The organism is Reticulibacter mediterranei (assembly GCF_016587455.1).
Window position 1 is genome coordinate 5022044 of sequence record NZ_BNJK01000001.1, and the last position, 25714, is coordinate 5047757.

Below are 25714 nucleotides of genomic sequence, written 5' to 3' on the forward strand. Positions count from 1 at the left end.
GTATCTGTTGCAGATACGGTATAGTGGCAGTAATATCGACCAGGGTATCATGCTTGGAGGATAATAATATCTCTATGTGCATCAACGAGAGAAGCCAGTAGTATGAGTACAGAGCGGTTCAGGCACGGATGCACGGTAATTTGAGATAGTTTTGAAGAGGGGAAGAATGTGTACATTCTAGTAGTTGACGATGATCGTTTTGCGAATGCATTGGTTCAGTTTGTGTTGAGCAAGGAAGGGTATGAGGTTGAAACTGCCGATAACCCTCGTGGGGCATGGCAGATGATCCTGAAACGAGAACCCGACCTGCTCATCCTGGATGTGACCATGCCATATCTGAATGGATTTGAGTTTTCGGCCAAGTTGCGAAGCGAAGGCTATGATATACCACTTATTTTTATGACTGCTCAAGATACCATCGAGGCGAAGTTGCAAGGGTTTAATATTGGAGCGGATGATTATATTTGTAAACCATACAATCATCAGGAATTGGTCGCACGCGTGCAGGCTGTCTTACGGCGTATTAAAAAAGATGGCAGTGTGAGTAGCAACCAGAGCATTCGAGGTGGGCAGATCGAACTATTTCCTGCGGAGTTGAAGGTGACGATTGCCGGACGCCCGGCAGTGACGCTCACTCCAACCGAGATGCAAGTATTGCGTGTGTTGATGACCAGTAATGGTCAGGTCGTAAATCGTGATCAGTTGTTGGAAGAGGTCTGGAATGAGAACGAAAATAATAGTAATATTGTGGATGTCTATATCCGTCGTTTGCGCGTGAAACTGGGCGAAGACGCGGATAAGCCACAATATATTATTTCTGTACGAGGTGTAGGCTATAAATTTGTTGGTAAATAGGGGGGTAATGTTGCGGAAGCGTGATTATCTAACAGGACTGCTTACCAGTACGCCCGATGCCATTATTGCCGTAGATGAGCATTTTCATCTTCTCGACCTCAACCCGGCCGCAACCCAGGTGCTGGGAGTGGAGGCCAATGAGGTCATCGGTCGTGAGTGTAGCGAGGTGCTGTGTTGTCAGAATCTCAATCGCATGAAGCTTTGCGGCACATCAAGCTGTCCATTGCAGCGTGTGTTGCAACAGAAAAATCCGCTGCCCAGTGAAGAGCTAATCCTGGGTAGGCAGGAGCAGCATATTCGGGAGGTCTCGGTCAGTGTGACGCCTGTACAGACCTCACATGGTGACTATGCGGTGTTTACGGCCCGCGACCTCTCCGCGCTCAAGGTGGCGAATCAGGTGCGCTCCAATTTTGTGTCGATGGTTTCCCACGAATTACGCACGCCGCTGAATTCAGTGCATGGCTTTATCGATCTGCTCTTACAGGGACATATGGGTGATTTGAATGAAGAGCAGCGCACTTATCTTGGTTATGCACAGGAGGGGGTGCAGCAGCTCATTTCGATTGTGCAGGATATCCTCTTCATGACGCGTTCGGACCTCGGCCAGTTTGAGATCAAACAACAGGAAGTGCCGCTACGCATCCTGGTGCGTCAGGTGGTGAGCGGTATGCAGCCACAGGCCAGCAAAGCCAGCGTGGTGTTGAATGCGGACATCCCCACTGATATACCGTTGCTCTATGTGGATCCTCAGCGCATCAAACAGGTCTTGAATAATCTCATCTCCAATGCGATCAAATATACACCGCCGGGAGGGACCATCACTATCAGTGCCAGCGCGATTAGCGAAGATTGGGTGATGATCTCGGTGATTGATACTGGCTATGGCATTTTGATGGAGGATCGCCCACATATCTTTGAGCGTTTCTATCAGTCCAATCAGCGTGAGCAATCGAGAATGGGCGGATACGGCCTGGGCCTCTCCATTGCACGGCTAATCGTCGAGCAGCATGGCGGAACGATTAGCTTTGAATCTGTGCTGGAAAAAGGAACCACCTTCTACTTTACCGCGCCAGTGTATCACGGTCAGGACAAAGAGATCGTCTAGAGGTGCATAGTGAGTGTATGGCGAGCTATTACCCTGCCATACACTCCTGTTTATTGCCAGAGCGAGGGCTGTTGCTCATGTTCGTCTGGCTCCTCCCAATTGTTGTCTTTCGACAGTTTATCTGCCTGACGTGTTGGCTCTGGCAGACGATAGCCCTTGCTACAGGCGAGGACGTAGCGGATGCTCGTTTCCAGGCTGATGAGATGCCCGACTGAGATAAACATCGGGTTGACCTTCGTACGGGTGCGCACCACCGCGCCGATGACCTCATGTTTATCGACCAGCGGCACCCATGAACCGGCCTCTTCCCCCAGTTCGTCTTTCTTGTAATGCCCGCTGAGAATAGATTTTGCGCAACCAATCGTGGGGATATTCAACCACAGACCGAGGTGAGCGCCGATCCCGATCCGGCGTGGATGGGCGATGCCCTGACCATCTACCATGATCAGATCAGGCTTTTGTCGCAGTTTCTTAAAGGCTCCCAACACGGGCGGAGCTTCGCGAAAAGAGAGGAGGCCAGGCACATAGGGCATTCGAATCGGCTCCTCATAGACATGTTTCTCGACGATCTCCATCTCTGGATAACTCAACAAGACAACGGCGGCGCGTGCCGCTTCGTGCTGCTCGTTGATCGCCATATCGACTCCTGCAACAAATCGTACTTCGCCGAGGCGATCCTCACGAATAATCTGGCTTGCCAGTGTGCGTTGGAGGGCAATAGCCGCTTCAGGTGTCAAGGTCCACTCATGGAGCGGCTGTTCTGGCTGGTTTGTCATATGTTGCTTCCCTTCTGCTTTCTACTTGTACCTGTTGCTTTCTCCCAATATGTCGTAGTTGCGCGATAAATCGCGCCGGTGGCACAATTTACGTATGTGATCCAAGCGCGATTTATCGCGCAACTACGACATACACATTTAATATCTATCTGGCTGCTTCGGCGATGCAAATCATGCGGGGACTTTCCAGGTGATAGGGGCTGAGGTCGTAGTCGCCATATACGTCTTTGACCAGGAAACCGGCCTGCTCTAGCAGGAGTTCCATCTCTGCTCGTTCAAACAGATAGAGGTGAGTGGTGACGACGCTACGCTGCACGGCCCCTCCCTGGCGATATTGCTCATAAAAATGGGTTAGTTCCAGCAGATGGCGTTCGGGTGAGGTCGCGGGAGAGAGGAAATGTGTGAGGTATGTGCCATCTTCGCGCTGCCAGGTGCCTTGATGGAGCATCTGTCCCCCCAGATCCTCTAGATAGCGCGCATCGGTATTGCTGGTATCCACGATAAAGGTGCCGCCTGGACTGAGATGAGCGCGTATGGCGGCCAGCGCGCGCTGTTGTTGTGTGCGAGTGGTGACGTGAGCAAAGGAGCCAAGTGCGATAAAGGCCAGTCGGAACTTCTGGTTCAGTTGCAGCGCACTCATATCCTGCTGAACAAGGGTACACTGAGCCATCAAGCCCTCTTCTTGCAGACGTTGACGGGCAATATCGAGCATGGCAGCTGAGGTATCGACGCCGGTGAGCGTGTAGCCCTCATGGGCCAGTGGCAATAAAACTCGTCCACTTCCACATGCCAGTTCCAGTATTTTGCCGCCACACGCTTCAGCGAAGTTGTGGTAGAGGTCCAGATCTTCGCTGAAATGTGCGTGTTCACGATCATAAAAGGGCGCAATTACGTCGTAATCGTTCATCGGGTTCGATACAATCTAGATGCCATCAGCATTAAGAATTTTCCATTTGTCATCAATCTTTGTCATGGTGAGATGGATAGCATATTGCTTGCCACCTCGCGTCACCGAGACATTCACATGATTCGTGTCTGATCCACTGCTGGTCTCATAATCAGTGAGCGCGCCCAGATCTTTGTCCAACGTTTGTGCGACCACGATATAGACCGTCGATGATGTGATGGGAATTTTTTTGCCGCTTTGCGGATCAGAAAAAGAGGCTCCTGGAGCGAGATATGTATAGGCGGTGGCGTAATCCTTACTCTGCACAGCTTTATAATAATCTTTGACGGTACCGTCAGGGCCGGAATTACTGGCGAAGAGGACCAGGCTGCCACAAATAGCGCAAAAGAGAACAAGAACCCCGGCAATAATGCTCAGCGTAATCCACAGCCCTTTCCTTGATTTCTGTGGCGCAGGCGCGGCATACCCTGGAGGGACGTTTGGCAGAGGAGGCACCCCTCCATAAGGTGGTTGTCCATAGGGAGGTTGTCCATAAGGTGGAGGCTGTGGTGGCTGACCGTAAGCGGGCGGCGGCTGATAGCCCGGAGGCTGTCCATAGGGAGGAGGTGCCGGTTGTCCGTACGGAGGTTGTGGCGCATATTGAGTTGGGGGCACATCACTCGGTTGTTGTGGTGGTTGCCCATATGGTGGTTGATTAGGATCGTTATACATAAAGATAACTCCTGAACCGGTGGTCTCTTTGTCTAAAACCACCTGTGATGAGATGTCATTAACACCTGTTGCCAATAAAACGTTGCATATCAAGCTTTTTGCCACACGACCTATTCCGCACCGCATCTCACACGCGCCACTAGTATATCTTTGTATTGTCTGGATTACAAGAGTATCTGTCTCCCCTTGCATAAAGCTGAGCGTGAAATATGCAGGATGGTAGATGTCGCTGGCCTCAGCCTGTATGAGATCGCATCATCGGACTGATGGACAGGCTATGTGCTGTCAGAGACGCAGTGATCAACGGGTGATACAATGGAAGAGCATATAGAGATACGGCGAGCATCGCCCGAGAGGTACGCGCCGATGATTTTATTGCCAAGCCGTTTGACCTGGATGCGTTATTGGAGAAAATAGAGCAATATATATAGCTCAAGATGAGGAGGGTTGTGTAATGCGTGCGCTGATCAGTCGTGGCAATGGGTTGAGCCTTGAACGCGATTATCCCGAGCCAACGCCTGTGCATGGGGAAGCGTTGATTCGCGTGCTTCAGGCGGGGATCTGCAACACAGATCTGGAAATTATTCGTGGTTATATGAGCTTTCATGGCGTGCTGGGTCATGAGTTTGTTGGCGTTGTCGAGGTGATTTACGGTGCAGAACCAGCGCAACAGTATCGTCATCTGCTCGGCAAGCGCGTGGTGGGCGATATCAATGCCGCCTGTCGCCGCCCGGATTGCTACTATTGTCAGCGCGGCATCTTCTCGCAGTGTCCTCGTCGCACCACGCTGGGTATTGTCAACCGCGACGGCGCATTTGCCGACCATGTGCTGCTACCAGTTGAGAATCTGCATCTGGTGCCGGATAATGTGAGCGACGAGGAGGCGGTTTTTGTCGAGCCGCTGGCTGCCAACTTTGAGATTATGGAACAGGTGCATATTCGCCCGACCGAGTGGGTGGTGGTGCTGGGAGATGGCAAAATGGGCCAATTAGCAGCCCGGGTATTGGCATTGAGCGGTTGCGAGGTCTCGATGGTGGGCAAGCACGAGGAGAAGTTGGCACTTGTTGAGCAGAGGGGCATCTCTACCTATCGGCTTGAGGAGGCGGAACAGATGGTCGAGGAGGGAACGCGGCGAGCTGATATAGTGGTCGAATGTACTGGCTCAGAACAGGGACTGGCGCTGGCCCTGCGCCTGGTGCGGCCCAGAGGGACCGTTGTGCTTAAAAGTACGGTCGCCGATAAAAGTATCCTGCACCTGGCCCCTATCGTTGTCGATGAGATTCGCGTGCAGGGGTCGCGCTGCGGCCCGTTCGAACCAGCACTCCGCGCCCTCAGCCAGAAATTGATCGATGTGCAACCGTTAATCAGCGCTCGCTATCCATTGGATGGGGGGCTGGAAGCATTTGAGCACGCCCAGCAAAGAGGTATCTTGAAGGTGCTGATGCGCTTATGATGAAGTAATCCATTCTTGCAGCATTTGTGCATCAATCAGATGCAGGGTGCCACTTGAGCAGCCCAGCACTCGTTCAAGTGCATCGAGATAGGCGGAGACTGCCCGTTCAATGCGTGGCAAATCTGGCTCAGGGGCCAGAAGCAGCGCAGCGAGGGTATCTGAAAGATCTTGCAGAAGAGACAGCATCACTTCGCCTGCCTCATCGGGATAGGAAGTCGTCAGAGAGCCTTCGTCGATGCCCTGATGGATAACAGGTGTAAGCAGCGGTGTGATCTGTTTGAGCATCATTGCGCGCATCTTCAGGCGCACAATAGCATTATCGTCGTTGTACCAGACGCGCAAGAGTGCAAACTGGAAGGTTTTTTGCGCAAATTTCCAGCGGTTGAGCGTGACCATGATCCGTTGCAATTTTGTCGGGGCAGACAACTCGGGATCATTGGTGATAGAGGTAATGATCCGTTCTACCTCCTCCAGCATATGCTCAATCAGCGCTTCTAGCAACTCCTGTTTAGAATCGAAGTAGTGATAGAAGGCTCCCTTAGACATTTGCAGTTCATTCAGAATATCCTGAATCGTCATCTGCTCATAGCCTTTTGTATAGATGAGTCGCTGGGCTACAGCAAGGATCTCGTTGCGCTTCGCCATGTAGTCTTTTGCTTTAACGATACGTGCCATACTATACTCTCCAGTTTAAACCGACCGCCGGTTTATTTATAAGAAAAGTATAGTCGAAAGGGAAGAAGATGTCAACTGATTGTGAACAGGTGCAACGCTGATAGGTTGCACCTGCTTGAAGAGAGTGTCTCTACCTGCTTAATGTTGTTTGAGGGTGGCTGTGGTGGTGGAGGGCGTACGAATCTCTTCGTGATGGATCTGGCCGCCCAGGAAGCCTACATAAGCGAAGAGGCCCGAGTTTAAGAGCAGCACCACAAGAACCAGCGATAAGAGGACTGGTGGGAGCTTTGGGCGTTTGTTTGTGAGAATTGCTCCCGCAAGCGCGATCAGGCCAGTCACAAACATAAGGATCAGCCCGAAGCGAGCCATAGTTTCGTGAGTATGGATCATGGTCCGTGAGATATCTGGCAAGCCGTGAAGCGACTCTTCTGCGGGATCGCCTGTGAGATAGGCTGGTACAGTGAGCAGGGCAATGCCAACCAGAAACCAGAGCGAGACTTTTTGTAGAGAGACGTTGCGGCTAATCAGAGCCACAATAAACAGGATCGTCACAAAGAGAGAACCCATGATGGGGAAATGGTTGAGCAAGAGGTGTAAGTGCGCACCATTTAGCATTATTTTTTCTTCCTATTCGTTACAAGTTTTCAAGTTTACGAAGGCAAGCCCTCTAGAGAGAACTGTAATAGAGAGGATATCCCACCTTTATTGGAAGAAAATGAGAAACTACAACATTGCATCTCACTCTTGACTTACGAGTCATTTAATTATATAATTAGGTTGCCTAATAAATTAGTTGCCAACCTAATTTATTAGAGATGGATAGGATATTGATTGTTTTCCAGTGGCGCGGTGAGGTGTTAGATGGATTGTCATGATAATCAGACGAGAGCAACTGCGCAAAGGTTGATGGAAGCGTTTAAGCGCTTCAACCGGGTAGCCTGGCACGAGAGATCGTATATGGGCTTTAAACCAAGCGAGATACGTGTTCTTTTCTGTGTAGCCCGGGGGGATATGAAGGTGTCGGAGATTAGCAAGCGTATGCATGTGACATCTCCAACGGTTACGCAGGTGATTAATGGCCTGGAGGCAAACGGGCTAGTTGAGCGTAGTGTTGACCTGACAGATAGACGAGCTGTACGCGTACAGCTGACCCAGAAAGGCGAAGCGGTCAGGCAGAAGGCCGGAGAAGCACTTTTCTCGTCTTTTAGTGGGTTGATTGAGTATCTAGGGGAAGAGCGTAGTAATGAGCTTGCTGAGTTGTTAACAGATGCGTATGTCTACTTTGCTGAGAGGGAGGCGAGTTTGCACCAGTCTCAATGGAGCGGAGATGAAATTCTATGATAAAATTGGCTCGATTTTTACAGCCATATAAGCTTTCTCTGGCGGCTGTCTTATTGCTTGTCTTTTTACAGGCGCTTTCTGATCTCTATCTGCCAACGTTGATGGCAGATATTGTCGATATCGGGGTCGTCAAGGGAGATACGCCTTATATCCTCACAATGGGCGCTTTCATGCTGGTGGTGGCGATTGGTGGCGCTATTTGTGCGATTGGGGCCAGCTATATGTCTTCGAGGGTGGCTACTGGCTTCGGCAAGATTATACGCGCGAAACTCTTCTCTCATGTGGAGCGTTTTTCGTTGCACGAGTTCGATAAATTTGGTAGTGCCTCTTTGATTACCCGTACAACCAACGATACAACGCAGGTGCAACAGGTGTATATCATTATCTTGAGGATGATGATCAGTGCGCCGTTGATGGCTGTGGGTGGCATCATTATGGCTGTATCTAAAGATGCTCAGCTATCGCTGGTACTTGTGGGCGCGTTGCCTATCCTGGCGATTGCCATCTGGATCATCACCGGCAACGGCATACCACTGTTTCAGGTGATGCAGAAAAAGCTCGATAAGATCAATCTCATTCTGGATGAGAACCTGACAGGTATGCGCGTTATTCGCTCTCTCAATCGCATTAATCATGAGCAGCAGCGCTTTCAGGATGCCAACCAGGATTTGACTGATGTCTCGATCAAGGTGAACCGAATCATGGCGGCGATGTGGCCAACGATGATGCTGATCATGAACATATCGTCGATCGCTATCGTCTGGTTTGGCGGTCTCCGTGTTGGCGTGAACGATTTGCAGATCGGCGATCTGATGGCATTCTTGCAATACTCCACGCAGATTATGTTTGCGATGCTGATGGTCTCAATGATGTTTATTATGATCCCGCGCGCCTCAGCATCCGCCACTCGCATTAACGAAGTGCTGGATGTGTTGCCGGCGATGAGCGATGCGGAAGAGGTGAAGCAGGCTGACAAGAGAAGAGGCTACGTCGAGTTCCGCGATGTCACCTTTAGCTATCCTGGCGCGGAACGACCGGCTATAAAACACATTTCCTTCAATGCACGTCCCGGCGAGGTTACGGCCATTATTGGCGGTACCGGTGCCGGTAAATCGACGCTGGTGAATCTCATCCCACGCTTCTATGATATCGATAGCGGGGGCATTCTCGTAGATGGTGTGGATGTGCGTGAGATGACTCAAGAGAGCTTGCGAGCGAAGATTGGTCTGGTACCACAGAAGGCAGTGCTTTTCTCTGGAACGGTGGCGGATAATATCCGGTACGGCAAAGATGATGCTTCGGATGAAGACGTGATCCATGCGGCAGATGTGGCGCAGGCCAGCGAATTTGTGAGTGGAATGGCCGATGGCTTTGATTCGCAGATCGCACAGGGAGGAACGAACGTTTCCGGCGGACAGAAGCAGCGCCTTTCGATTGCCCGCGCGCTCATCAGACGGCCAGAAATCTACATTTTCGATGATAGCTTCTCAGCGCTTGACTTTAAAACCGATGCTAAATTACGGGCGGCACTCAAAGGGGAGATTGCCAATTCCACCGTGTTTATCGTGGCTCAGCGGGTGAGTACGGTGATGGACGCGAATCAAATTATCGTGCTGGATGAGGGCAAGATAGCTGGCATTGGCACACATCGCGAATTGATGCAGTCCAGTAACGTCTATCGTGAAATCGTCTCCTCACAGCTTTCTATGGAGGAAATTGCATGAGTGCCGAACCTGGAGAGAGGAAGAAATTTCAGCGGCAACAGCAGGGTATGGGATTTGGTCCCGGTGGTGGACGAGGTGGTCCGGTCGGTGGATTAGCGATGCCAGTGGAGAAGGCTAAAGATTTTAAGGGGACGCTGAACAGGCTGACCGGCTATCTGCGCCCCTACAAGCTGTCTCTGCTCGCTATCCTGGTAACAGCAATGCTCAGCACGGTCTTTAACATCGTCAGTCCCAAAATCCTGGGATTGGTGACGACGAAACTCTATGAGGGTGTCGTGGCGAAAATTAAGGGAGTGCCGGGAGCAACGTTCGATTTTGGCTACATTGGACGTATCCTGATAATCCTGGCTGTGCTGTATGCCATTAGTTCGCTCTTTTTCTATATTCAACAATATATTATGGCGAGCGTGGCACAGAAAACGGTTTATCGATTGCGTCAGGACGTGTATGAGAAGCTGAATCGTATGCCTTTGAAGTTCTTTGATTCGCGACCACATGGCGAGATCATGAGCCGCGCCGTCAACGACATGGACAATATCAGCACGACCTTGCAACAAAGCTTGACACAATTAATCACATCGGCAACGACGCTGGTTGGCATCGTGGTGATGATGCTGACGATCAGCCCGATCCTGACGCTGATCATCGTGCTCACCTTCCCACTCAGTGTGCTGGTGACGACGGTTGTAGCGAAGCGCTCGCAGGGCCATTTTAAAGATCAGCAGAGGGCGTTGGGTATCCTGAACGGTCACGTCGAAGAGATGTTCACAGGCCACAAGATCGTCAAAGCCTTTGGTCTGGAACAGCGCTCCCTTGCCGAATTCGATACAATCAATGAGAACCTCTATAATGCCGGGTGGAAGGCGCAGTTCATTTCGGGCGTCATTATGCCGCTTATGAACTTTATTGGGAATATTGGATACGTCTTTGTGAGTGTGGTTGGCGGTATTATGATTACAAGGGGTATGATTGTGATTGGTGATGTGCAGGCGTTTATTCAATATTCGCGCCAGTTTACGATGCCGATCACCCAGCTTGCTAATATTGCCAATATTATTCAATCCACGATTGCCTCTGCCGAGCGCGTCTTTGAGTTGCTGGACGAAGAGGAAGAGGTGCCAGAGGCCGAGAACGCCAAGATCATTCAGTTGCCGCGCGGCGAGGTCCAGTTCCATGATGTTAAATTTGGCTATAAAGAGGATGTGCCGCTGATCGAGCATATGAATATCGATGTGAAGTCGGGGCAGACTATCGCCATTGTTGGTCCGACCGGAGCTGGTAAGACAACGCTGGTGAATCTCTTGATGCGCTTCTATGAGTTGAATGGTGGTCAGATCACGATTGATGGTGTGAATATTACTCAGCTCAGACGTGGAGATCTGCGCACGATGTTTGGCATGGTGTTGCAGGATACCTGGCTCTTCCAGGGAACCATTCGCGATAACATCGCCTATGGCCGCGGTGGAGCAACTGAAGAAGAGATCGTTCAGGCGGCGAAAGCTGCTCATGCCGATCACTTCATCAGAACGCTGCCTGATGGCTACGACACGGTGTTGAACGAGGATGCGACAAACATCTCGCAGGGCCAGAAGCAGCTCTTGACCATCGCCCGAACCATTCTGACCGATCCCGCGATTCTGATCCTTGACGAGGCTACTAGCAGCGTCGATACCAGAACCGAGATCCACATCCAGAAGGCGATGAACGAACTGATGCAGGGCCGCACCAGTTTTGTGATCGCGCACCGGCTCTCCACCATTCGCGATGCTGACCTGATTCTGGTGATGAATCATGGTAGTATCATCGAAAAGGGGTCGCACGAAGAACTGCTGGCGAAGGGCGGCTTCTATGCCGACCTGTATAATAGCCAGTTCACCAGTCCCATGCTTGAGCAGGAAGCGATATAGTGAGATAAGTAGAGCGAGAGGCTAGCAAACGTACTGGCCTCTCTTTTTGCATATGGTGAAGGTGTTTATATGTAAGCTGTTCAGTTGGCGTTGGTGTCTGACCAGTTCAGGAGAGCGTGTTGTGCATCCTCTAATGTGAGCGCAGTACCAACCCCTGCAAGTACCCTTTCAAGGATCGTCACATCCTTAATCTTAGCGGTTTGTTTTTGTGCTAGCTTGTTGAGCGTCGGAAAACGAGCCTGAACAATGATCATTAATAGATTACGTTGAGTTTGTAAATGTCTTTGTCGCTCTTCTTCACGTCCTTCTTCAAGGGTATACTGATACGCAGGTGTATCGCGGAAGATGTCTTGAAGCACAATAAACCTCCTCTTAATCCACTCCTGGTTTTCTCTATCTTCTTTGTCGAAAGCCAATGATGCAAACAACCGTGCGAGAGCAAGTAGCTCTTTTGCTATTGTATCATGAGCAGGAAGTAAGCGTTGAATAACCTCCTCGATGACTTCTTGTTTTGCTCCTCCTGCCGCCAGGGGAACGAGAGGTAATAGCCCTCTCAATCCTTTTGCCAGCAACGTTTCATATGGTATTTCGGCGAGCATCACGACGTGATAGTTTAGACGAAGAATCTCTTCGCCATCTGCACTTTTGAGTACGAACGGCGTTTTGGGAACATTCTTACATGGTTTGAGGTAAATGACATATGAGATAACAGGACATTTGTAGTGGCGAAAGGCTATGACAATGTATTCGAGCAAGCGTTGAGCCATAGCAGGATCTGTTGTGCTCTGAAACTCGAAATGAGCGAGAATCTGCTCATCACAAAAGATCGTTTCATGCATGGCGTCGGCCTCTATCTCAAAGCTTTCAAATTTCCCGGACATCTTGCCTGTAAAGAAGCTGCCAGGATGAAGCCAGTCCAAGAAATCTTGAGCGCAGATTGCCATCAAACGCCGCATTCCGTTATCGTACGGTTTGGGTATCAAGAAAACCTCCCCTTGCCACATTAATTTTACCGATCATAGCATATATTGCTTTTAAATAGAGTATTATGTATAGATGTTTTTAGATATTGAATAAATTGTAATGTATGAAATAAAGAAAAAACTCCTATGCTAAACCTTATCCGGGAGAGAGCTTTTAACCACGATACCGAATGCCTGCACCAGCACAAGAGCCTGAGCTGAATCGACAATGGCTCCCTGCAATTCGCGGGGACCAGCGCGCAGGCCGTCGAGCGTGCTGCTACGGAGGTCTGCGCCGATCAGTTTGGCACCGGACATCTCGACGTTTTGCAGGTTGCAGCGTACAAAACTCACGCCTGTAAGATCGGCACCCTGGAAGTCGGCATCGCTCAGATCGCAGTCTTCAAAGCGCACGGCCTTGAATGTGGAAAAGCGAAACTGGGCCAGATTGATTTTGCACTGCTTGAAGAATACATCTTGAAACTTCGCCTCTATCGCCAGAATGCCAGTTATACGGCACTCGCTGGCCTCGACACGATGCAGACCAGCCTCCGGCCAGCGAGCATTTGCCAGATCGCACTCGGTGAGTCGCACGTCGCCGAGTTGCAGGTGCGTAAACGTGGTGCTATTCATGTTGACGCCCTTGCATTGCACCTGTTCAAACGTGAGGTAATCGGCAATCTGGCCCATCAATAAATCCTGTGAAAGTGTGAGCTGGCTATACTGCTCGTGATCGCTGAGCGTTGCAGTTGGTAATCCTCGTGTCATCATTTTCTTAGGGAAGAGTGGCTGCTTGATAGCGGAATTGGAAGGTGGTTGTTTGCTGGTCATGAAACGTATCCTTTGCGAACATATTTTCTTCTATGATAGGTCGCGCCGCCGTTGGTGTCAATGTGCGAGAGAGCCGATACAGGGCTTTCCAGTTCTCCGCTCAAAGGGGTGCAGGGGTCTCCCTGCCGGGGCCTGGGGCGTCCCCAGTTTCCTTCCCTCCTTCGCGCGCCGCCGCAGGCGGCGCGCAAAAGAGAAGAAAAAAGTTTTTTGCGGGGACACCCCGCACCCCGGCAAAGGGCTGCCGCCCTCTGCACTCCCGCTAGATGGGAGAATTGGAAAGCCCTGAGAGCCGATAGCGGAATATGGACGGTGCTGACTCGTGTTGTAGTAGGGGCGGGGAATGCTATTTTGACTGAAATGTTTATGTTTCACGGAAAGGAAAACAGTTATGCGTGCCGATATTGTGCCGGGCGCTCATTTTCCCGATTACGAGCTAACTGATCATACTCGAACGCGCCGCCGCCTGAGCGAATTGCAGGGCATTGATCCCATGATTGTGGTGTTGTCGCGCGGACATTTTTGTCCCAAAGATCACCAGCAACACCTCGAACTGGCGGCCTTCTATCCCAAGATTGCTGTTGCGTATACCCAGATCGTCACCATTGCCACTGACAATATTCTAGAGATCAACGAATTTCGTTCTTCGGTGGGGGCGCAATGGACCTTTCTTTCGGATTCCGGGCGCAAAGTGCAGCAGGATTTAGATATTCAAGAATATACTGATCCGCACCATAATCCGATGATTCCCCATACATTTGTGCTGGAGCCGGGCCTGGTGATCTATAAAATCTACAATGGTTACTGGTTCTGGGGGCGTCCGTCGCCTGAAGAGTTGCGGCAGGATTTGCGTGAGGTAACGCGGAAGATTCGCCCTGATTGGGATCCTGGTGCTCCCGGCTTGCGCGAAAATTGGGAGGGCGATAAAACGCAGCACTATCCCTATAAAGAGCGCCGTTGAGCATAGTTCATCTCCCCTCCTCTAGAAGCGTTTGCCTCAGAGGAAGGGGGATTCGTGAACGGATCAGGTCTGCCCACAACTGAAACATCTCTCACCAGGGGCTTTGCGCTCTGATCTTTCAAGCAACGAAAAACAAACAAGTCTCTTAATGGAACATCTACGCCAGATGCAGAACCGCTTTGCCAGTGAATTGTCGTTGCAGCAAGCGTTGCGCGACCTCCCCAATGTCGTGCCAGGAAGCCTCCACCTCAATTGGAGTCCGCAATTGCTGTTTGGCTACCAGTTGCACGAGCCTGGCGAGATATTCAGATATCCTATGACTCTCTAATTCTGTACCACCATTCAGCCCGTAGAGGGTCGTTCTCCCAGTACGAACGAGATTCATGACATTTATTGTGGCCTCTGCTGCTGCTGACCAGCCTATCGTGACGCAGGTGCTCCCTGGTGCCAGCAGAGAGAGCGCGGTGGCAAGTGTTTTCCCACCAAGCGACTCGATAACCAGGTGGTAAGGGCCATAGGCTTGTGCTGGCGCGAGATCATCCCCCACGATCACCTCATCGGCTCCCGCTTCGCGTACTAACGCTGCGTTTTGAGCCCGACGAGCAGTACCAACGACATAGGCACCACTGAGCTTTGCAAGCTGATGCGCGAAAAGTCCTACCCCACCAGTGGAACCGGTAATCAACACACGCTTGCCCAGGAGAAACCCTCCTTTCTCAAGCGCACAGAGCGCGGTAAATCCAGCGACAGGTAAGCTGGCCGCCTGAGCAAAAGTTACGCTGGCTGGAAGTTCGGTCAGCAGGTCCGTAGGAACTGCCACCTGCTCGGCCCATGAACCTGCACTCACCATGCCAACTACCCGGCTCCCAGCCTTCGGCCCTGTCCCATTCGCAGCCTGTTTGATGACGATTCCGGCCAGATCCCAACCGGGTCGCCAACCCGCCTCGAAGTGCATAGCACCCAGCACCTCTCCGCGATTCAAAGAAATGGCCTCAACCTGAACAAGCGCCTCTGATGGGCTTACCTGGGGTGCTTCGACCTCTTTAATCGCCAATCGACCAGGAACATTTGGGTCAACGACTACTGCACGTATCGAACTCATCTTTTCTTTCCCTTTCTTCTTCAGAAAATTTATTTTGCTATTGGAGTGGGCTGGGACTATCTTCTACACTCATGCGCGGCTGCAACCCGGCCTCGCGATATATCGCGTCGATCACCCGCATATTGGCAATCGCGTCGTTGGCGTTGGTCAGCACTGGTGTCCCCTCGTTGATGGCCTGAGCAAAGGCGCGCAGTTGATACGTATAGCTCGCGTCTCCTGGCACATGTTCTGTCCGATGCCCTCTGGCGGTCTTCACGGTCAGACGGTGGTAGGCTTGCGGTGCGACGTAGTTCAGTACGCTCATGTGACCCTGATCACCGGTGATGCGTGTATTGATGCGCATGAGATCGCTGGAGAATAGCGAGGCTCTGATATGGCCTGTGGTCCCGCTGGGGAAGCGCAGCTCGGCATCCATGCGGCGATCAACGCCCGGCGAAGCTAGCTGCGCCGTTGCCTGCACAACTTCTGGCTCCTCCCCACTCAGGAAACGTAAGAGGTTGATGGGATAGGAACCCGCATCCATCGTGGCTCCGCCTCCTAGAGCGAGGTTATAGCGAATATCGTTATGAGAAAATATGGGAATACAAAGAGATGCTTCAATGCGGCGGAGAGTGCCTAGCTCTCCACTGCTAATGATCTCTTTCATACGAGCTGCGAGTGGGTGGTAACGGTAATGGAAAGCTTCCATCAAGACCAGCCCGCTCTGCTGTCCAGCCTGTGCCATGCGTTCAGCTTCTACGGCGTTTGAGGCAAAGGGCTTTTCACAGAGTACATGTTTACCAGCCTCCAGTGCTCGTATCGTCCAGCGTCCATGCAGGCCATTAGGGAGTGGAATATAGACTGCATCGATGGCGGGATCGTTTAGCAGTTCGTCATAGCTGGCAAAGACGTGGGGAATCTGATGTTTTTTGGCGAATGCCTGGGCACGTGTGATGTCACGTGCAGCGATCGCTGCCGCTGTGACTTCGGCAACCTGCTGAGCTGGCTTAATCAGCGCCGCTGGAACGATTTTCGCAGCGCCGAGAATACCTATGCGCACCATCTCCATATGTGGCTCTCCTGTTTTGCTTGTGTCTTCCAGATGTTTTTTGTTTTCTAAAGGCCGCTGAGTGATGTCAATGACTGACATCACTCAGTATAGTATATAATGGAGGTGATGTCAATGACTGTCATGAAGGGAGAATTGAAAATATGAGCCGATGGGAACCCAATGCCAGGGGCCGACTTGAGCAGGCCGCCCTGGAACTGTACCGGGAACGTGGTTTTGAGCAGACGACGGTCGCGCAGATCGCTGAACGGGCTGGCCTCACCGAGCGCACCTTCTTTCGCTACTTCGCTGACAAGCGCGAGGTCTTATTCTGGGGCCAGGCCAGGTTGCAAGAGTTGATTGTCAATACTATCGCTAGCCAGCCTGATCGAGCTGCCCCAATCACTATGGTTGTTGCCGCATTCGATGCCATGACAGCAACCTTTCCCCAGGAGCGCCGTGAACTCCTGAGGCAGCGACAGGTGGTGATTGCCGCAAACACAGAACTGCAAGAACGCGAGTCACTGAAGTTGGCGCAACTCACTTCCGCCATAGCCGAAGCATTGCGGCAACGCGGGGTCACCGACCCAACCGCAAGTCTGATTGCTGAAACAGGAAGTGCGGTCTCGAAGGTTGCATACGTCCGATGGATCAGTGAAACAGACCAGCGAACGCTGCCACAGCTTCTCCGAGAGTCACTTGACGAACTCAAAGTCGCTCTTGGTTCTTAGAGACGAAAAGACCGAAAAACAATGATTTCCATTGCCCAGAGTCGTTTCCCCTTCATTTGCTGGATGCACCAATCATCTCTTTTCGTAAAAAAGCAACGTTGAAAGTGTTGCATACTAAATCCTCTGAGTTATTGTTTGCCTTGCTCAGAGGATTTGTCTATTCGTGAGATGCAATCCAGGCGATTACACGTTTGTATGCTGCGTCGATTCGTTTGAACGTTTCAGGATCTCCACCTGTATCGGGATGGTATTGCTTGGCCAGTTGGCGATAGCGTTGATGAATTACGTCAAATGAAGCGGTTGTTGGCAGGTTCAGTACTTGCAGTGCCTCAACCACCTCTGCCGGTATTTGGGAGATGCCGTTCTGGTTTCGCAAACGTTCGAGCATCTCTTTTTGCATCTGTCTCATCCACTCCATTTCTTCATCTGACGCATTGCTCTCTTCATCCATCGCATTATGATCTCTAGCAGCGAGAAGGCTGTTCTTAATGTGGGCGGTGAGAGGCAAAAAGACACAGAGATTGAGCATCCTTGCTACCTCGATCTTTTGCCAGGGTGAGGCCGCAACTCCCTCGCGAAGAGTAATGGAATATCCGTTGTAATAGCCTACAGAGGCGAAGCGTTGCCACGAAAGGCTTCGCTGCTCAATTTCTAGCGTGAGTCCCTGTGTTGTTACATTGATCGAGCCGAAGCTGAGCACCTGACCCGCTTCATATGCCGCGATAGCACCTGGTAGTTGGCGCTGTCTGACTTCATGCTCGATGACCTCAGCAAGTTCACTGAGTCTATCTCCTACCAGAGATCGGTTGAGCGGTATCGGCTTCCCTTCTTCGGGGTAGAGGATATAGCTGGAGTGCAGGATATTCTGCGCCCTACAGTATTGCACTGTACGGATCTGCTCCCAGCGGATAGCCCGAACGCGTGTCCACTTGATAATCATAATTCCGTTGGTGCATAAGTAGAACTCGGTGTTCTGTAGAGCAACGAACACGTCTCCAGGAAGCCTGCCGATGACGTTGCTCAGCCACGGGGCGAGTATCAGCAGACAAATCATAATCAGCGGCCAGGGTGGAGTACGAGTAAGAAACAACAATACCAGGGTTGGTATGAGAATAAAAGCAAAGGCTCCAGACGCATCTAGACCACTGGCCCGCTGCGTAGCCGGGACAGAAGGTAGACCATCAGTTGTGAATGCTGTAGGCTCGCTTTTGTAGCATTTAAGGACACTTCCCAATTGATACCCAGCTGCGAGCCGGGCCTCCTCTGTGAGAGGTACTCCTTGCTGGACTGACGGTGCGGGTTGAGGATGAGAAGGCGGTGAGGGCATCTCTATATATGGCAGGGCTGTGTAGGGTGGCCCTTCAAACTCACTAGAGTCTTCCGTAGAAGAAGTCGCGTTGCTGTAATCGTCCGACATATGCATTCCATTTTCAGAAAGTGCTGCGGCAGTATCCAACATCCCGCTGTTTAGATAATCTCAGATGAAGCTGTTGATGATACTTCCTTCATACCGAAAGTACAACCTTATGAAGGATAGAACGAAAAAGAATATCCAGGATCAAAAAGGCGAGAGCGCGTTTTTATCTCTTTTTAGAATAAAAACGCGCTCTCGCCTTCGAACGTTATGAGGCAGTGCTATTCCGTCTCGGTTGGCTGCTCGGCAGCCTCCTCTGCTTCTGCCGCATCGGACTCGACCGCATCGGTGTCTTCGAGCAGCTCCTCGTCGCCGTTCGCCTCGATCTCGTCCTCTTCGCTTTCGTCGTTGGTTGCACGCGGCTTCTTGCCGTTGGTCGTAGCGACGGCAACAACGGTATCGCCTTCGTTCAGGTTCATCAAATGGACGCCCTGAGTGACGCGGCTTGAGGTTTTGACCAGAGCGACATCGGTACGGATCACAACCCCGCTAGCCGAGATGATCATTAGATCGCTGTCGCGCCCGGTAATGACGCGGGCAGCAGCAATATTGCCGCTCTTTTCGGTGACGCGCATTGCCATGACGCCGCCGCCGCCGCGACTGTGACGTGGGTACTCGCTAATTGGCGTGCGTTTGCCATAGCCATATTCCGAAACCACCAGTAGCTCGGCATCTTCGGGGGCCACATTGAGCGAGACCAGGATATCTCCCGCCGTCAGCCGGATACCGCGCACGCCGCCACTCATACGCGAGGCTGAGCGCAGTTCTGACACCGAGAAGCGTGCGGCCCGACCTTGAGCAGTGATCAGTAGCACATCGTCGTCGGCATGGACCAGTTTGGCTCCGACCAGCTCATCATCATCTTCCAGCTTCATAGCGATCAGCCCGTTGCGGCGCACCACCTCGAACTCGTCCATCGGCGTCTTCTTGACCTCGCCCTTTTTAGTAGCAACGATCATAAAGTCGCGGCTGATCCCTTTGGGAACGGAGACGATAGCTGTGACGCGTTCACGCTGTTCAATCGAGATCAGATTGATGAGGTGTTCGCCACGTGCGGTACGGCTCGTGTCGGGCAGCTCATAGACGCGCAATTGGAAGACGCGGCCTCTATCGGTAAAGAACAACAGGCTGTCGTGCGTGTGAGTGACAAGCAAATGGAGAACGGCATCATCCTCACGCGTTACCATGCCGGTTACGCCGCGTCCACCGCGACGTTGAGCGCGATAGGTGCTGGATGGGAGACGTTTGATATACCCCTTCTCAGTCAGCGTCACGACGGCCTCTTCGTTAGGGATGAGGTCTTCATCTTTAAAGTCGCTGGCTTCGTCATCAGCGATTTCGGAGCGCCGGGCATCGCCATACTTTTCTTTTAGCTCTTCCAGATCCTGTTTGATCAGCTTGCGGATCTCGTTGATATCACTCAGCAGCATTCTATAGTAATCGATATGCTGAAGGACATCTTTCAACTCGTCCTCGACCCTCTGCCGCTGTAAGGCGGCCAGACTTGCCAGGCGCATATCAAGGACCGCCCTGGCCTGCTCTTGCGAGAAGCCGAACTGTTGTTGCAGTTCTTCGGAGAGTCCTGCCGTATCGCGTTGTGAGCTGCGGATAGTATTGATAACGGCATCCAGATTATCGAGAGCGATTTTTAAGCCATCCAGAATGTGCTTGCGTGCCTCCGCTTTCGCCAGTTCGTAGCGGGTGCGTCGGGTCAGCACAATTTCGCGGTGATGGATATAATGCACCAGGAATTTCTTGAGCGTCAACGTCTGGGGCTGTCGATCCACAAGGGCCAGCATGTTCGCGTTGAAGGCGCTTTGCATAGCAGTATATTTGTAGAGCGAATTGAGGACGCTTCTAGGGTTGGCATCGCGCTTGAGGTCGATGACCATGCGCATACCCTCGCGATCCGACTCGTCGCGGACTTCCGCAATGCCATCGACTCTGCGATCACGGGCTAGCTCGGCAATCTTTTTGACCAGCTCGGCCTTGTTGACCTGATAAGGTAGTTCAGTGACGATGATGCTGGAGCGCCCCCCTTTGGTCTCCTCGATATTCGTGCGAGCGCGGACCACGACGCGTCCACGTCCGTTCGCATACATATTGCGGATGCCTTCGCGTCCCTGAATAATACCGCCGGTGGGGAAGTCGGGTCCACGAACAATCCGTGCCAGTTCTTCGGTCGTCGCTTCGGGCTGATCGATCAGGTAGATGATGCCATTGCACACTTCGTTAAGATTGTGGGGGGGAATATTCGTCGCCATACCAACGGCAATGCCGGTTGAGCCGTTCAAGAGCAAGTTAGGGAGGCGAGCGGGAAGGACTGTTGGCTCCGTCGTCTGATTATCGTAATTGGGAGCAAAATCAACCGTATCTTTTTCGATGTCGCGCAGGAGTTCATCGGCAATCGCGGCCATTTTTGCTTCCGTATAGCGCATGGCTGCTGGGGGATCGTCGTCCTGCGAACCGAAGTTGCCCTGCCCAAGGATTAACGGATAGCGCATCGACCAGGGCTGAGCCATGCGCACAAGAGTATCATAAACTGCTACATCACCATGCGGATGATAGCTCTTTAACACTTCACCAACGGTACCAGCGCACTTGCGAAACTGCTTTGTGGATTGCAGGCCCATCTGGTCCATAGCATAGAGTACACGACGATGCACTGGTTTCAACCCATCTCGCACATCGGGAAGCGCACGCGCAACGATCACGCTCATCGAATAATCGAGATAGGCACCAGTCATCTGATCTACGATGTCAACTGCTTTTATATTGCCAAGTTCCATAAAAAAACCATCCTCTACCCAGGGTTAGACATAGCCAGAAGGCGATATCAGTTTGAAGTTGCGGTATACATAGCTATTCTGAGGGAGCTTAGAATTTTTGGTCATGTCTACCCTTATAGTATAGCACATTTGGGCCATTGAGACGAGTTTTGGCCCTTTAGTCAGGGTGGTAATGCTACATTCATAGGTTGATTTGTTTTGGCAAATTTGTTGGCAAATTGATAGATTACCCCCCTATGTTTTGGTAGAAAGCTGTGGTATGATTAAAGGAAGAACGGGATTTAAGGGAGAGACTTATCAGTGCTATTGGTGGCCTTGTAGCTCTTCAAGTCATAGGGTTGAAACTGATATAAGAACTCGCGCCCCTTTGTTGGACGCACCCTGGATAATAGAAGCATGGGAGGGTGTGAGGCGTGTTCTTCCTATTGGTTGAATGTGCCCCTGCAACTTGAAGAGTTATGTGTGGTTGTCAATAATGCCGTAAGGGAGTGACGAGCGTATGTCTTTGCCATTTACGGAGCAACAGTGCTTCTTCGTAGCCATTCTTGCCTTTGTTGTGATCGGCTTTCAACGAGGGTGGCGTCGTGAACTGGTCTCGCTGGTTTTTGTGTTACTAGCAGTCTTCTTGATCCGCCCAGATAGTGGCAGAACCTTCGGGCAGTTTCTATCTCGTCTGCCATCAGTGCTGGCGTATCTCCTGGGAGGGACCACCGCTCCACCGAGCGCGACCCCGGAAGCTGTAACCGGCTTTTTAGGCCCCTGGGGTCCATTGCTGGTGTTTCTGCTGATCGTCGGATTGGGATATTATATCGGCAATCGGGCATTTCCGAAGCCGGGAACGCCACAGGAGCGGTTCGTTGGGATCGTCCCCGCCATTATTTCAGGTGCCTTTATTCTGGCGTATCTGAGCAGTATGTTGCCAAGAAGCCAGGGCAATCTTGTAACCGTCGCAGTCCAGGCTCCTGATCCAGCCAATTATGTGCCGGTGATTTTTGCCATTGCGATTGTCTCGCTGGTAGTAGCTCTGGTGGCGGCGCGAGCTAAGAAGCCACCCGCCAAGAAGTAACGTATTAAAAGTAGTATGCCAGAAAGTTTTTTGTGAAGAAATAGCGCGAAAAGTTGTTAGCAAAAAGTCGCTGATGATATTGTAGCCGATCCTGTTGTAATATGCACTTTGCTCACGTGTTGAGGTGATCGAATGGCCGAGAAACCCAAGAATAATGCCGCTTCAGCCGATCCCTGGCGCTCTGGTCGCAGTCGTTTCGGCTTTCAAAATTTTCGTCGTGGACGAGATCGTAAGTGGTATTTTTCTGGACAGCAGCCAGATGAGGTAGTTCGCCTGGTGGTACGTCGCCACTGGTGGTTTCTGGTGCGTCCGGGTTTGCCTTTTATTGCATCGGTTGTAGCCTTTATTGTGGTGGTCTGGCTTTCCACGATCCTGCCGGGCAATCCGACCTTCTGGCTCTTCGTCGATGGTCTGCTCTTTCTGGCGGCGCTGGCAGCCGGGGTATGGTTCGCCTATACCAGTCTGATCGAGTGGTGGGTGGAAACCTATATCATTACAAATAAACGTATTGTAAACTCCAAGGGGCTACTGCAACCGACACGTCAATCAACACCACTGGAGAAGGTGCAACAGGTGGGCCTGGGCGTTGAATCGATGCTTGGCTTTCTGCTTGGCTTTGGCACGATTCATCTGTATCTTGCTGGTGGCGACCTCGTCATGCGCGATGTGCCCAACCCCAGGCGTGTGCGCGATGCCATTCAGGGTCTGACCGACGAGATCAACTCCAAGAAGCCAAAAGATCCCGAACTTCCTACTCCCAAAGATCCTGTCCTGGCCGGCGTTCTAGAGAGCCTGTCGAAGGGCAAACCGGTACCGAAGTTGCCAGACGCCGATGCGGATCTGCCTCCCCCTCGTCAAATGGATGGCTTTCTCGGGCCGCGTAAAACCTTTGGTGGCTTTCTGAAGATTCCCTGCGACGTGCGTTATACCTCTGGCGAATATACCGTCAAATATATTCAGCGCTCCCAATACGTGTTGTGGAGCAAGCTGGCTATCCCGGCGATTTTGCTGCTCGTTGTGTTGCCGGTGGCCCTCTTTACTCCCACTTCAGTTGTGATAGCTGATATGGTGATGCAATACTGGTGGTTGTTCTGGGGCATAGTTGTGCTTGGCCTGCTGGTTACGATGGCGCTGTTCTATCTGAACTACGTTGATGATGTTTATATCCTGACGAATAAACGCATCATCGATATTAATCGTACCTTCACCTTCTTTTACGAGACCCGTATCGAAACCGAGTACAGGAATGTTCGTGATATCAGAGTGAAGGTTCCCAACGTTGTTGAACGCTTCCTGGATATTGGCAACATCTATATCGAGACACCGGGCAACAGCCCTAACCTTACTCTTGAGACTGTGGATCATCCCTTTACGCTTCTCGATGAGATTCAGGGCATCAAGGGAAATAAAGAGAAAGCGGACAAGGTAAAAAAAGAGAACGACGAGAAGAAAGAGCTGCATAAGTGGTTCAGTACGGTCGTGACGGCACTGGAAAGTACCTCGAAGGGCAGAGGTGTGCCAGATCTGCGTGAGCAGGATTTGCTCTCGGCGATGGCGCAGGCGCAGGAGTTGGGGCTGGATATATCGGTGTGGGGTGAGGCCGTGCCAAGCACTAACCTGCCTCCTGGCTACGTTGTGCGTCAAACACCGCCTCCAGGGACCGTCATGGAGAAGGGCAGCAAGATTGAGGTTGTTTTAAGCAAAAATTCTTAATGCTCACACTCCACGTAGCGACAATCCCTTGTGGTTATCGCGGGCAGCACCAATGAAGAAAAGAAGGCCGATGAAGCAATTCGTCCAGAATGCTTCATCGGCCTTTTTGTTGCTATTTGTACCATAGTCCTAACGCATACCGACGCGGGCCAGGAGCGCAACGCACTCAATGTGATATGTTTGTGGGAACATATCGACTGGCTGTGCTGCAACCAGGCGATAGCGGCCACCGGAGCAGAGGGTTGCGATATCGCGAGCGAGCGTGCTGGGATCGCAGGAGACGTAGCAGATGGCGCGTGGCATCAACGTCTGCAAGGCTTGCAGGGCTTTGGGGTGACAGCCAGCGCGTGGAGGATCGACCAGAGCAAGATCGATGCGCTCACGCCGATAATGAAGTTGACTGAGGATACGCTCAAGCGTTCCCTCAAGCGATGTAATGTTGTTCTGATTATTGAGAGCAGCACTGGCGCGAGCATCCATCACAGCGCTCGGCTGCGATTCGATAGCGACGACTCGTGCGGCTCGCGGCGAGAGGAAGGCCGAGAAGAGGCCAACGCCACTATACCCATCCAGCACGACATCGGAGCGTTGTGGCTCCAGCATTGCCATTGCCCGCTCGACAAGCACGGCTGTTTGTACAGGGTTCACCTGGAAGAAGGAGTCAGCGGAGACGCGGAAACGCCGTCCAAGTACAACATCGGTCAAAAATTCCTGTCCCACGAAAACACGTCCATAACGCCCACCTACGCGCTCGATAATCACTCCAACGATGCCAGGAGCGATAGTCATCAATTCCTGTGCCAGTTGTTGAGGATTTTCGATCAAGGAGCCGGGGCGAGCTTGCACCGTCAACAGGGTGGGTACGGCCTTCACGCCGGCGGCCGTATAGCCGTTGCTGGCATTGCTCACAGCGCCGATTGCACCGCGAACCGTAAAGCCCTGGATCATCTCGCCGATGGCATCCCCGAAGTACTGAAACAGCTTGGCACGGACCAGCTGGTAAACCTGATCGAGTGCGGGATGGAGGAGAGCACACTCAGGCAAATCCTGAACATCGTGGCTCTCGGTCAGCTTAAAACCAACTTCATTGCCGGGGCCAACTGTAAACGAGGCGTAGTTGCGATAGTGCCAGGGAGCGATATTAGGTGGCATGCCGATGGTCGGATGAACCAGGGCATCGGGCTGTTTGCCAATGCGCACAAGTAACTGGCGGACAATATGAGCCTTCCAGGTGAGCTGTGCTGGATAGGCGATGTGTTGCCACTGACAACCACTATCGGTGAGCAACGGATAGGCTGGCTCAACACGCTCTGGTGCCGGGCGCAGGATCTCGATCAGATTGGCCCGTGCATGACCTCGGCGTTCCTCAACAATCTCAACACGGACCCGCTCGCCAGGAATCCCTCCAGGAACGAACAGGACACGCCCCTCGTAGCGACCTACGGCATCGCCTCCGTAGGCAAGATCAGTTAATTCAACATCAATGCTCATGTTCACCTCGGCGGTCCACCTACGACATTCCGCGTCGTTGATGTCCGTCACATCTTTCCAGCGTTTCTGCATCAGACAAAACTAAAATACGACGTAGCCCCAATGAGAAACATACACAGCAACAAGGACCGATACATTACACATACGTCTTCTGTCTTCTTGATCGAGAAGACGAC

At 51.8% G+C, this 25714-nt stretch carries 22 protein-coding genes; 10 read left to right on the plus strand and 12 right to left on the minus strand.

Features of this window, described 5'->3' with window-relative positions:
• Positions 1-168: 168 nt before the first annotated feature.
• Both K3T83_RS21680 and K3T83_RS21685 read left to right on the plus strand, forming a co-directional pair.
• Positions 169-855 (plus strand): response regulator transcription factor, encoded by a 687-nt coding sequence (locus K3T83_RS21680; protein WP_220205022.1) that lies wholly within the window; start codon positions 169-171, stop codon positions 853-855.
• Between the two features lie 7 nt (positions 856-862).
• The gene (locus tag K3T83_RS21685; RefSeq protein ID WP_220205023.1) at positions 863-1960 is read left to right on the plus strand and encodes an ATP-binding protein; all 1098 of its coding nucleotides are present in this window, start codon (positions 863-865) and stop codon (positions 1958-1960) included.
• 50 nt (positions 1961-2010) lie between these two features.
• On the opposite strand, the gene nfi is transcribed toward K3T83_RS21685, so the two are convergent.
• From nfi to K3T83_RS21700, 3 genes are all read right to left on the minus strand, one after another.
• Entirely contained in the window at positions 2011-2736 is a 726-nt protein-coding gene (gene nfi, locus K3T83_RS21690) for a deoxyribonuclease V (RefSeq protein WP_220205024.1), read from the minus strand.
• 145 nt (positions 2737-2881) lie between these two features.
• Entirely contained in the window at positions 2882-3643 is a 762-nt protein-coding gene (locus K3T83_RS21695) for a class I SAM-dependent methyltransferase (RefSeq protein ID WP_220205025.1), read from the minus strand.
• 15 nt (positions 3644-3658) lie between these two features.
• Complete coding sequence (locus tag K3T83_RS21700; RefSeq protein WP_220205026.1) at positions 3659-4354, minus strand: nuclear transport factor 2 family protein; 696 nt, start codon at positions 4352-4354, stop codon at positions 3659-3661.
• A 454-nt stretch (positions 4355-4808) separates the two neighbouring features.
• On the opposite strand from K3T83_RS21700, the gene K3T83_RS21705 reads away from it, so the two are divergent.
• Positions 4809-5807, plus strand: a complete 999-nt coding sequence (locus tag K3T83_RS21705) for an MDR/zinc-dependent alcohol dehydrogenase-like family protein (protein WP_220205027.1) — start codon at positions 4809-4811, stop codon at positions 5805-5807.
• Here the strand turns inward: K3T83_RS21705 and K3T83_RS21710 are convergent.
• Positions 5802-6482, minus strand: a complete 681-nt coding sequence (locus K3T83_RS21710) for a TetR/AcrR family transcriptional regulator (protein ID WP_220205028.1) — start codon at positions 6480-6482, stop codon at positions 5802-5804. The genes K3T83_RS21705 and K3T83_RS21710 overlap by 6 nt on opposite strands.
• 138 nt (positions 6483-6620) lie before the next feature.
• On the minus strand, positions 6621-7097 hold the full coding sequence (locus K3T83_RS21715; RefSeq protein ID WP_220205029.1) for a DUF2231 domain-containing protein: 477 nt from the start codon (positions 7095-7097) through the stop codon (positions 6621-6623).
• 246 nt (positions 7098-7343) lie between these two features.
• Here K3T83_RS21715 and K3T83_RS21720 point away from each other — a divergent pair, with 246 nt between their 5' ends.
• Genes K3T83_RS21720 through K3T83_RS21730 form a run of 3 tightly spaced genes read left to right on the plus strand, consistent with a single transcriptional unit; the run spans position 7344 to position 11454 of the window.
• Positions 7344-7823 carry a MarR family winged helix-turn-helix transcriptional regulator gene (locus K3T83_RS21720; protein ID WP_220205030.1) on the plus strand — a complete coding sequence of 160 codons (480 nt, stop codon included), beginning with the start codon at positions 7344-7346 and terminating at the stop codon, positions 7821-7823.
• Positions 7820-9547 carry an ABC transporter ATP-binding protein gene (locus K3T83_RS21725; protein ID WP_220205031.1) on the plus strand — a complete coding sequence of 576 codons (1728 nt, stop codon included), beginning with the start codon at positions 7820-7822 and terminating at the stop codon, positions 9545-9547. The genes K3T83_RS21720 and K3T83_RS21725 overlap by 4 nt, the downstream gene beginning before the upstream one ends.
• A complete protein-coding gene (locus K3T83_RS21730) occupies positions 9544-11454 on the plus strand; it encodes an ABC transporter ATP-binding protein (RefSeq protein ID WP_236064953.1) in 1911 nt (636 codons plus the stop codon). The genes K3T83_RS21725 and K3T83_RS21730 overlap by 4 nt, the downstream gene beginning before the upstream one ends.
• An 80-nt stretch (positions 11455-11534) precedes the next feature.
• Here K3T83_RS21730 and K3T83_RS21735 read toward each other — a convergent pair whose 3' ends face one another.
• Positions 11535-12437: an RpnC/YadD family protein gene (locus K3T83_RS21735; RefSeq protein ID WP_220205032.1), complete on the minus strand. Its 903-nt coding sequence runs from the start codon at positions 12435-12437 to the stop codon at positions 11535-11537.
• A gap of 129 nt (positions 12438-12566) precedes the next feature.
• The gene (locus K3T83_RS21740; protein WP_220205033.1) at positions 12567-13247 is read right to left on the minus strand and encodes a pentapeptide repeat-containing protein; all 681 of its coding nucleotides are present in this window, start codon (positions 13245-13247) and stop codon (positions 12567-12569) included.
• A 388-nt stretch (positions 13248-13635) separates the two neighbouring features.
• Here K3T83_RS21740 and K3T83_RS21745 point away from each other — a divergent pair, with 388 nt between their 5' ends.
• Positions 13636-14205, plus strand: coding sequence for a peroxiredoxin family protein (locus K3T83_RS21745; protein ID WP_220205034.1), 570 nt, complete (start codon positions 13636-13638; stop codon positions 14203-14205).
• Positions 14206-14362: 157 nt separating this feature from the next.
• On the opposite strand, the gene K3T83_RS21750 is transcribed toward K3T83_RS21745, so the two are convergent.
• Complete coding sequence (locus K3T83_RS21750) at positions 14363-15307, minus strand: zinc-binding dehydrogenase (RefSeq protein WP_220205035.1); 945 nt, start codon at positions 15305-15307, stop codon at positions 14363-14365.
• Positions 15308-15344: 37 nt separating this feature from the next.
• Complete coding sequence (locus K3T83_RS21755) at positions 15345-16355, minus strand: Gfo/Idh/MocA family protein (protein WP_220205036.1); 1011 nt, start codon at positions 16353-16355, stop codon at positions 15345-15347.
• Positions 16356-16498: 143 nt separating this feature from the next.
• Between K3T83_RS21755 and K3T83_RS21760 the strand changes: the two genes are divergently transcribed.
• A complete protein-coding gene (locus tag K3T83_RS21760) occupies positions 16499-17065 on the plus strand; it encodes a TetR family transcriptional regulator (RefSeq protein WP_220205037.1) in 567 nt (188 codons plus the stop codon).
• Between the two features lie 157 nt (positions 17066-17222).
• Here the strand turns inward: K3T83_RS21760 and K3T83_RS21765 are convergent, their stop codons facing one another.
• Positions 17223-18482, minus strand: coding sequence for a DUF6585 family protein (locus K3T83_RS21765; protein WP_220205038.1), 1260 nt, complete (start codon positions 18480-18482; stop codon positions 17223-17225).
• A gap of 218 nt (positions 18483-18700) precedes the next feature.
• Positions 18701-21268 carry a DNA gyrase subunit A gene (gene gyrA, locus K3T83_RS21770; protein ID WP_220205039.1) on the minus strand — a complete coding sequence of 856 codons (2568 nt, stop codon included), beginning with the start codon at positions 21266-21268 and terminating at the stop codon, positions 18701-18703.
• Between the two features lie 499 nt (positions 21269-21767).
• On the opposite strand from gyrA, the gene K3T83_RS21775 reads away from it, so the two are divergent.
• Together K3T83_RS21775 and K3T83_RS21780 are read left to right on the plus strand one after the other, a co-directional pair.
• Positions 21768-22334, plus strand: a complete 567-nt coding sequence (locus K3T83_RS21775; RefSeq protein ID WP_220205040.1) for a hypothetical protein — start codon at positions 21768-21770, stop codon at positions 22332-22334.
• A gap of 132 nt (positions 22335-22466) precedes the next feature.
• Positions 22467-24047, plus strand: coding sequence for a PH domain-containing protein (locus tag K3T83_RS21780; protein WP_220205041.1), 1581 nt, complete (start codon positions 22467-22469; stop codon positions 24045-24047).
• 129 nt (positions 24048-24176) lie between these two features.
• Here the strand turns inward: K3T83_RS21780 and rlmD are convergent, their stop codons facing one another.
• On the minus strand, positions 24177-25538 hold the full coding sequence (rlmD, locus tag K3T83_RS21785) for a 23S rRNA (uracil(1939)-C(5))-methyltransferase RlmD (RefSeq protein WP_220205042.1): 1362 nt from the start codon (positions 25536-25538) through the stop codon (positions 24177-24179).
• Positions 25539-25714 lie beyond the last annotated feature (176 nt).

Bases quoted from the DNA above. Each gene is read 5' to 3' on its own strand.
- K3T83_RS21685 (WP_220205023.1), top strand. From the start codon at position 863: ATGTTGCGGAAGCGTGATTATCTAACAGGACTGCTTACCAGTACGCCC.
- nfi (WP_220205024.1), bottom strand. From the start codon at position 2,736: ATGACAAACCAGCCAGAACAGCCGCTCCATGAGTGGACCTTGACACCT.
- K3T83_RS21695 (WP_220205025.1), bottom strand. From the start codon at position 3,643: ATGAACGATTACGACGTAATTGCGCCCTTTTATGATCGTGAACACGCA.
- K3T83_RS21700 (WP_220205026.1), bottom strand. From the start codon at position 4,354: ATGTATAACGATCCTAATCAACCACCATATGGGCAACCACCACAACAA.
- K3T83_RS21705 (WP_220205027.1), top strand. From the start codon at position 4,809: ATGCGTGCGCTGATCAGTCGTGGCAATGGGTTGAGCCTTGAACGCGAT.
- K3T83_RS21710 (WP_220205028.1), bottom strand. From the start codon at position 6,482: ATGGCACGTATCGTTAAAGCAAAAGACTACATGGCGAAGCGCAACGAG.
- K3T83_RS21715 (WP_220205029.1), bottom strand. From the start codon at position 7,097: ATGCTAAATGGTGCGCACTTACACCTCTTGCTCAACCATTTCCCCATC.
- K3T83_RS21720 (WP_220205030.1), top strand. From the start codon at position 7,344: ATGGATTGTCATGATAATCAGACGAGAGCAACTGCGCAAAGGTTGATG.
- K3T83_RS21725 (WP_220205031.1), top strand. From the start codon at position 7,820: ATGATAAAATTGGCTCGATTTTTACAGCCATATAAGCTTTCTCTGGCG.
- K3T83_RS21730 (WP_236064953.1), top strand. From the start codon at position 9,544: ATGAGTGCCGAACCTGGAGAGAGGAAGAAATTTCAGCGGCAACAGCAG.
- K3T83_RS21740 (WP_220205033.1), bottom strand. From the start codon at position 13,247: ATGACCAGCAAACAACCACCTTCCAATTCCGCTATCAAGCAGCCACTC.
- K3T83_RS21745 (WP_220205034.1), top strand. From the start codon at position 13,636: ATGCGTGCCGATATTGTGCCGGGCGCTCATTTTCCCGATTACGAGCTA.
- K3T83_RS21750 (WP_220205035.1), bottom strand. From the start codon at position 15,307: ATGAGTTCGATACGTGCAGTAGTCGTTGACCCAAATGTTCCTGGTCGA.
- K3T83_RS21755 (WP_220205036.1), bottom strand. From the start codon at position 16,355: ATGGAGATGGTGCGCATAGGTATTCTCGGCGCTGCGAAAATCGTTCCA.
- K3T83_RS21760 (WP_220205037.1), top strand. From the start codon at position 16,499: ATGAGCCGATGGGAACCCAATGCCAGGGGCCGACTTGAGCAGGCCGCC.
- K3T83_RS21765 (WP_220205038.1), bottom strand. From the start codon at position 18,482: ATGTCGGACGATTACAGCAACGCGACTTCTTCTACGGAAGACTCTAGT.
- gyrA (WP_220205039.1), bottom strand. From the start codon at position 21,268: ATGGAACTTGGCAATATAAAAGCAGTTGACATCGTAGATCAGATGACT.
- K3T83_RS21775 (WP_220205040.1), top strand. From the start codon at position 21,768: ATGTCTTTGCCATTTACGGAGCAACAGTGCTTCTTCGTAGCCATTCTT.
- K3T83_RS21780 (WP_220205041.1), top strand. From the start codon at position 22,467: ATGGCCGAGAAACCCAAGAATAATGCCGCTTCAGCCGATCCCTGGCGC.
- rlmD (WP_220205042.1), bottom strand. From the start codon at position 25,538: ATGAGCATTGATGTTGAATTAACTGATCTTGCCTACGGAGGCGATGCC.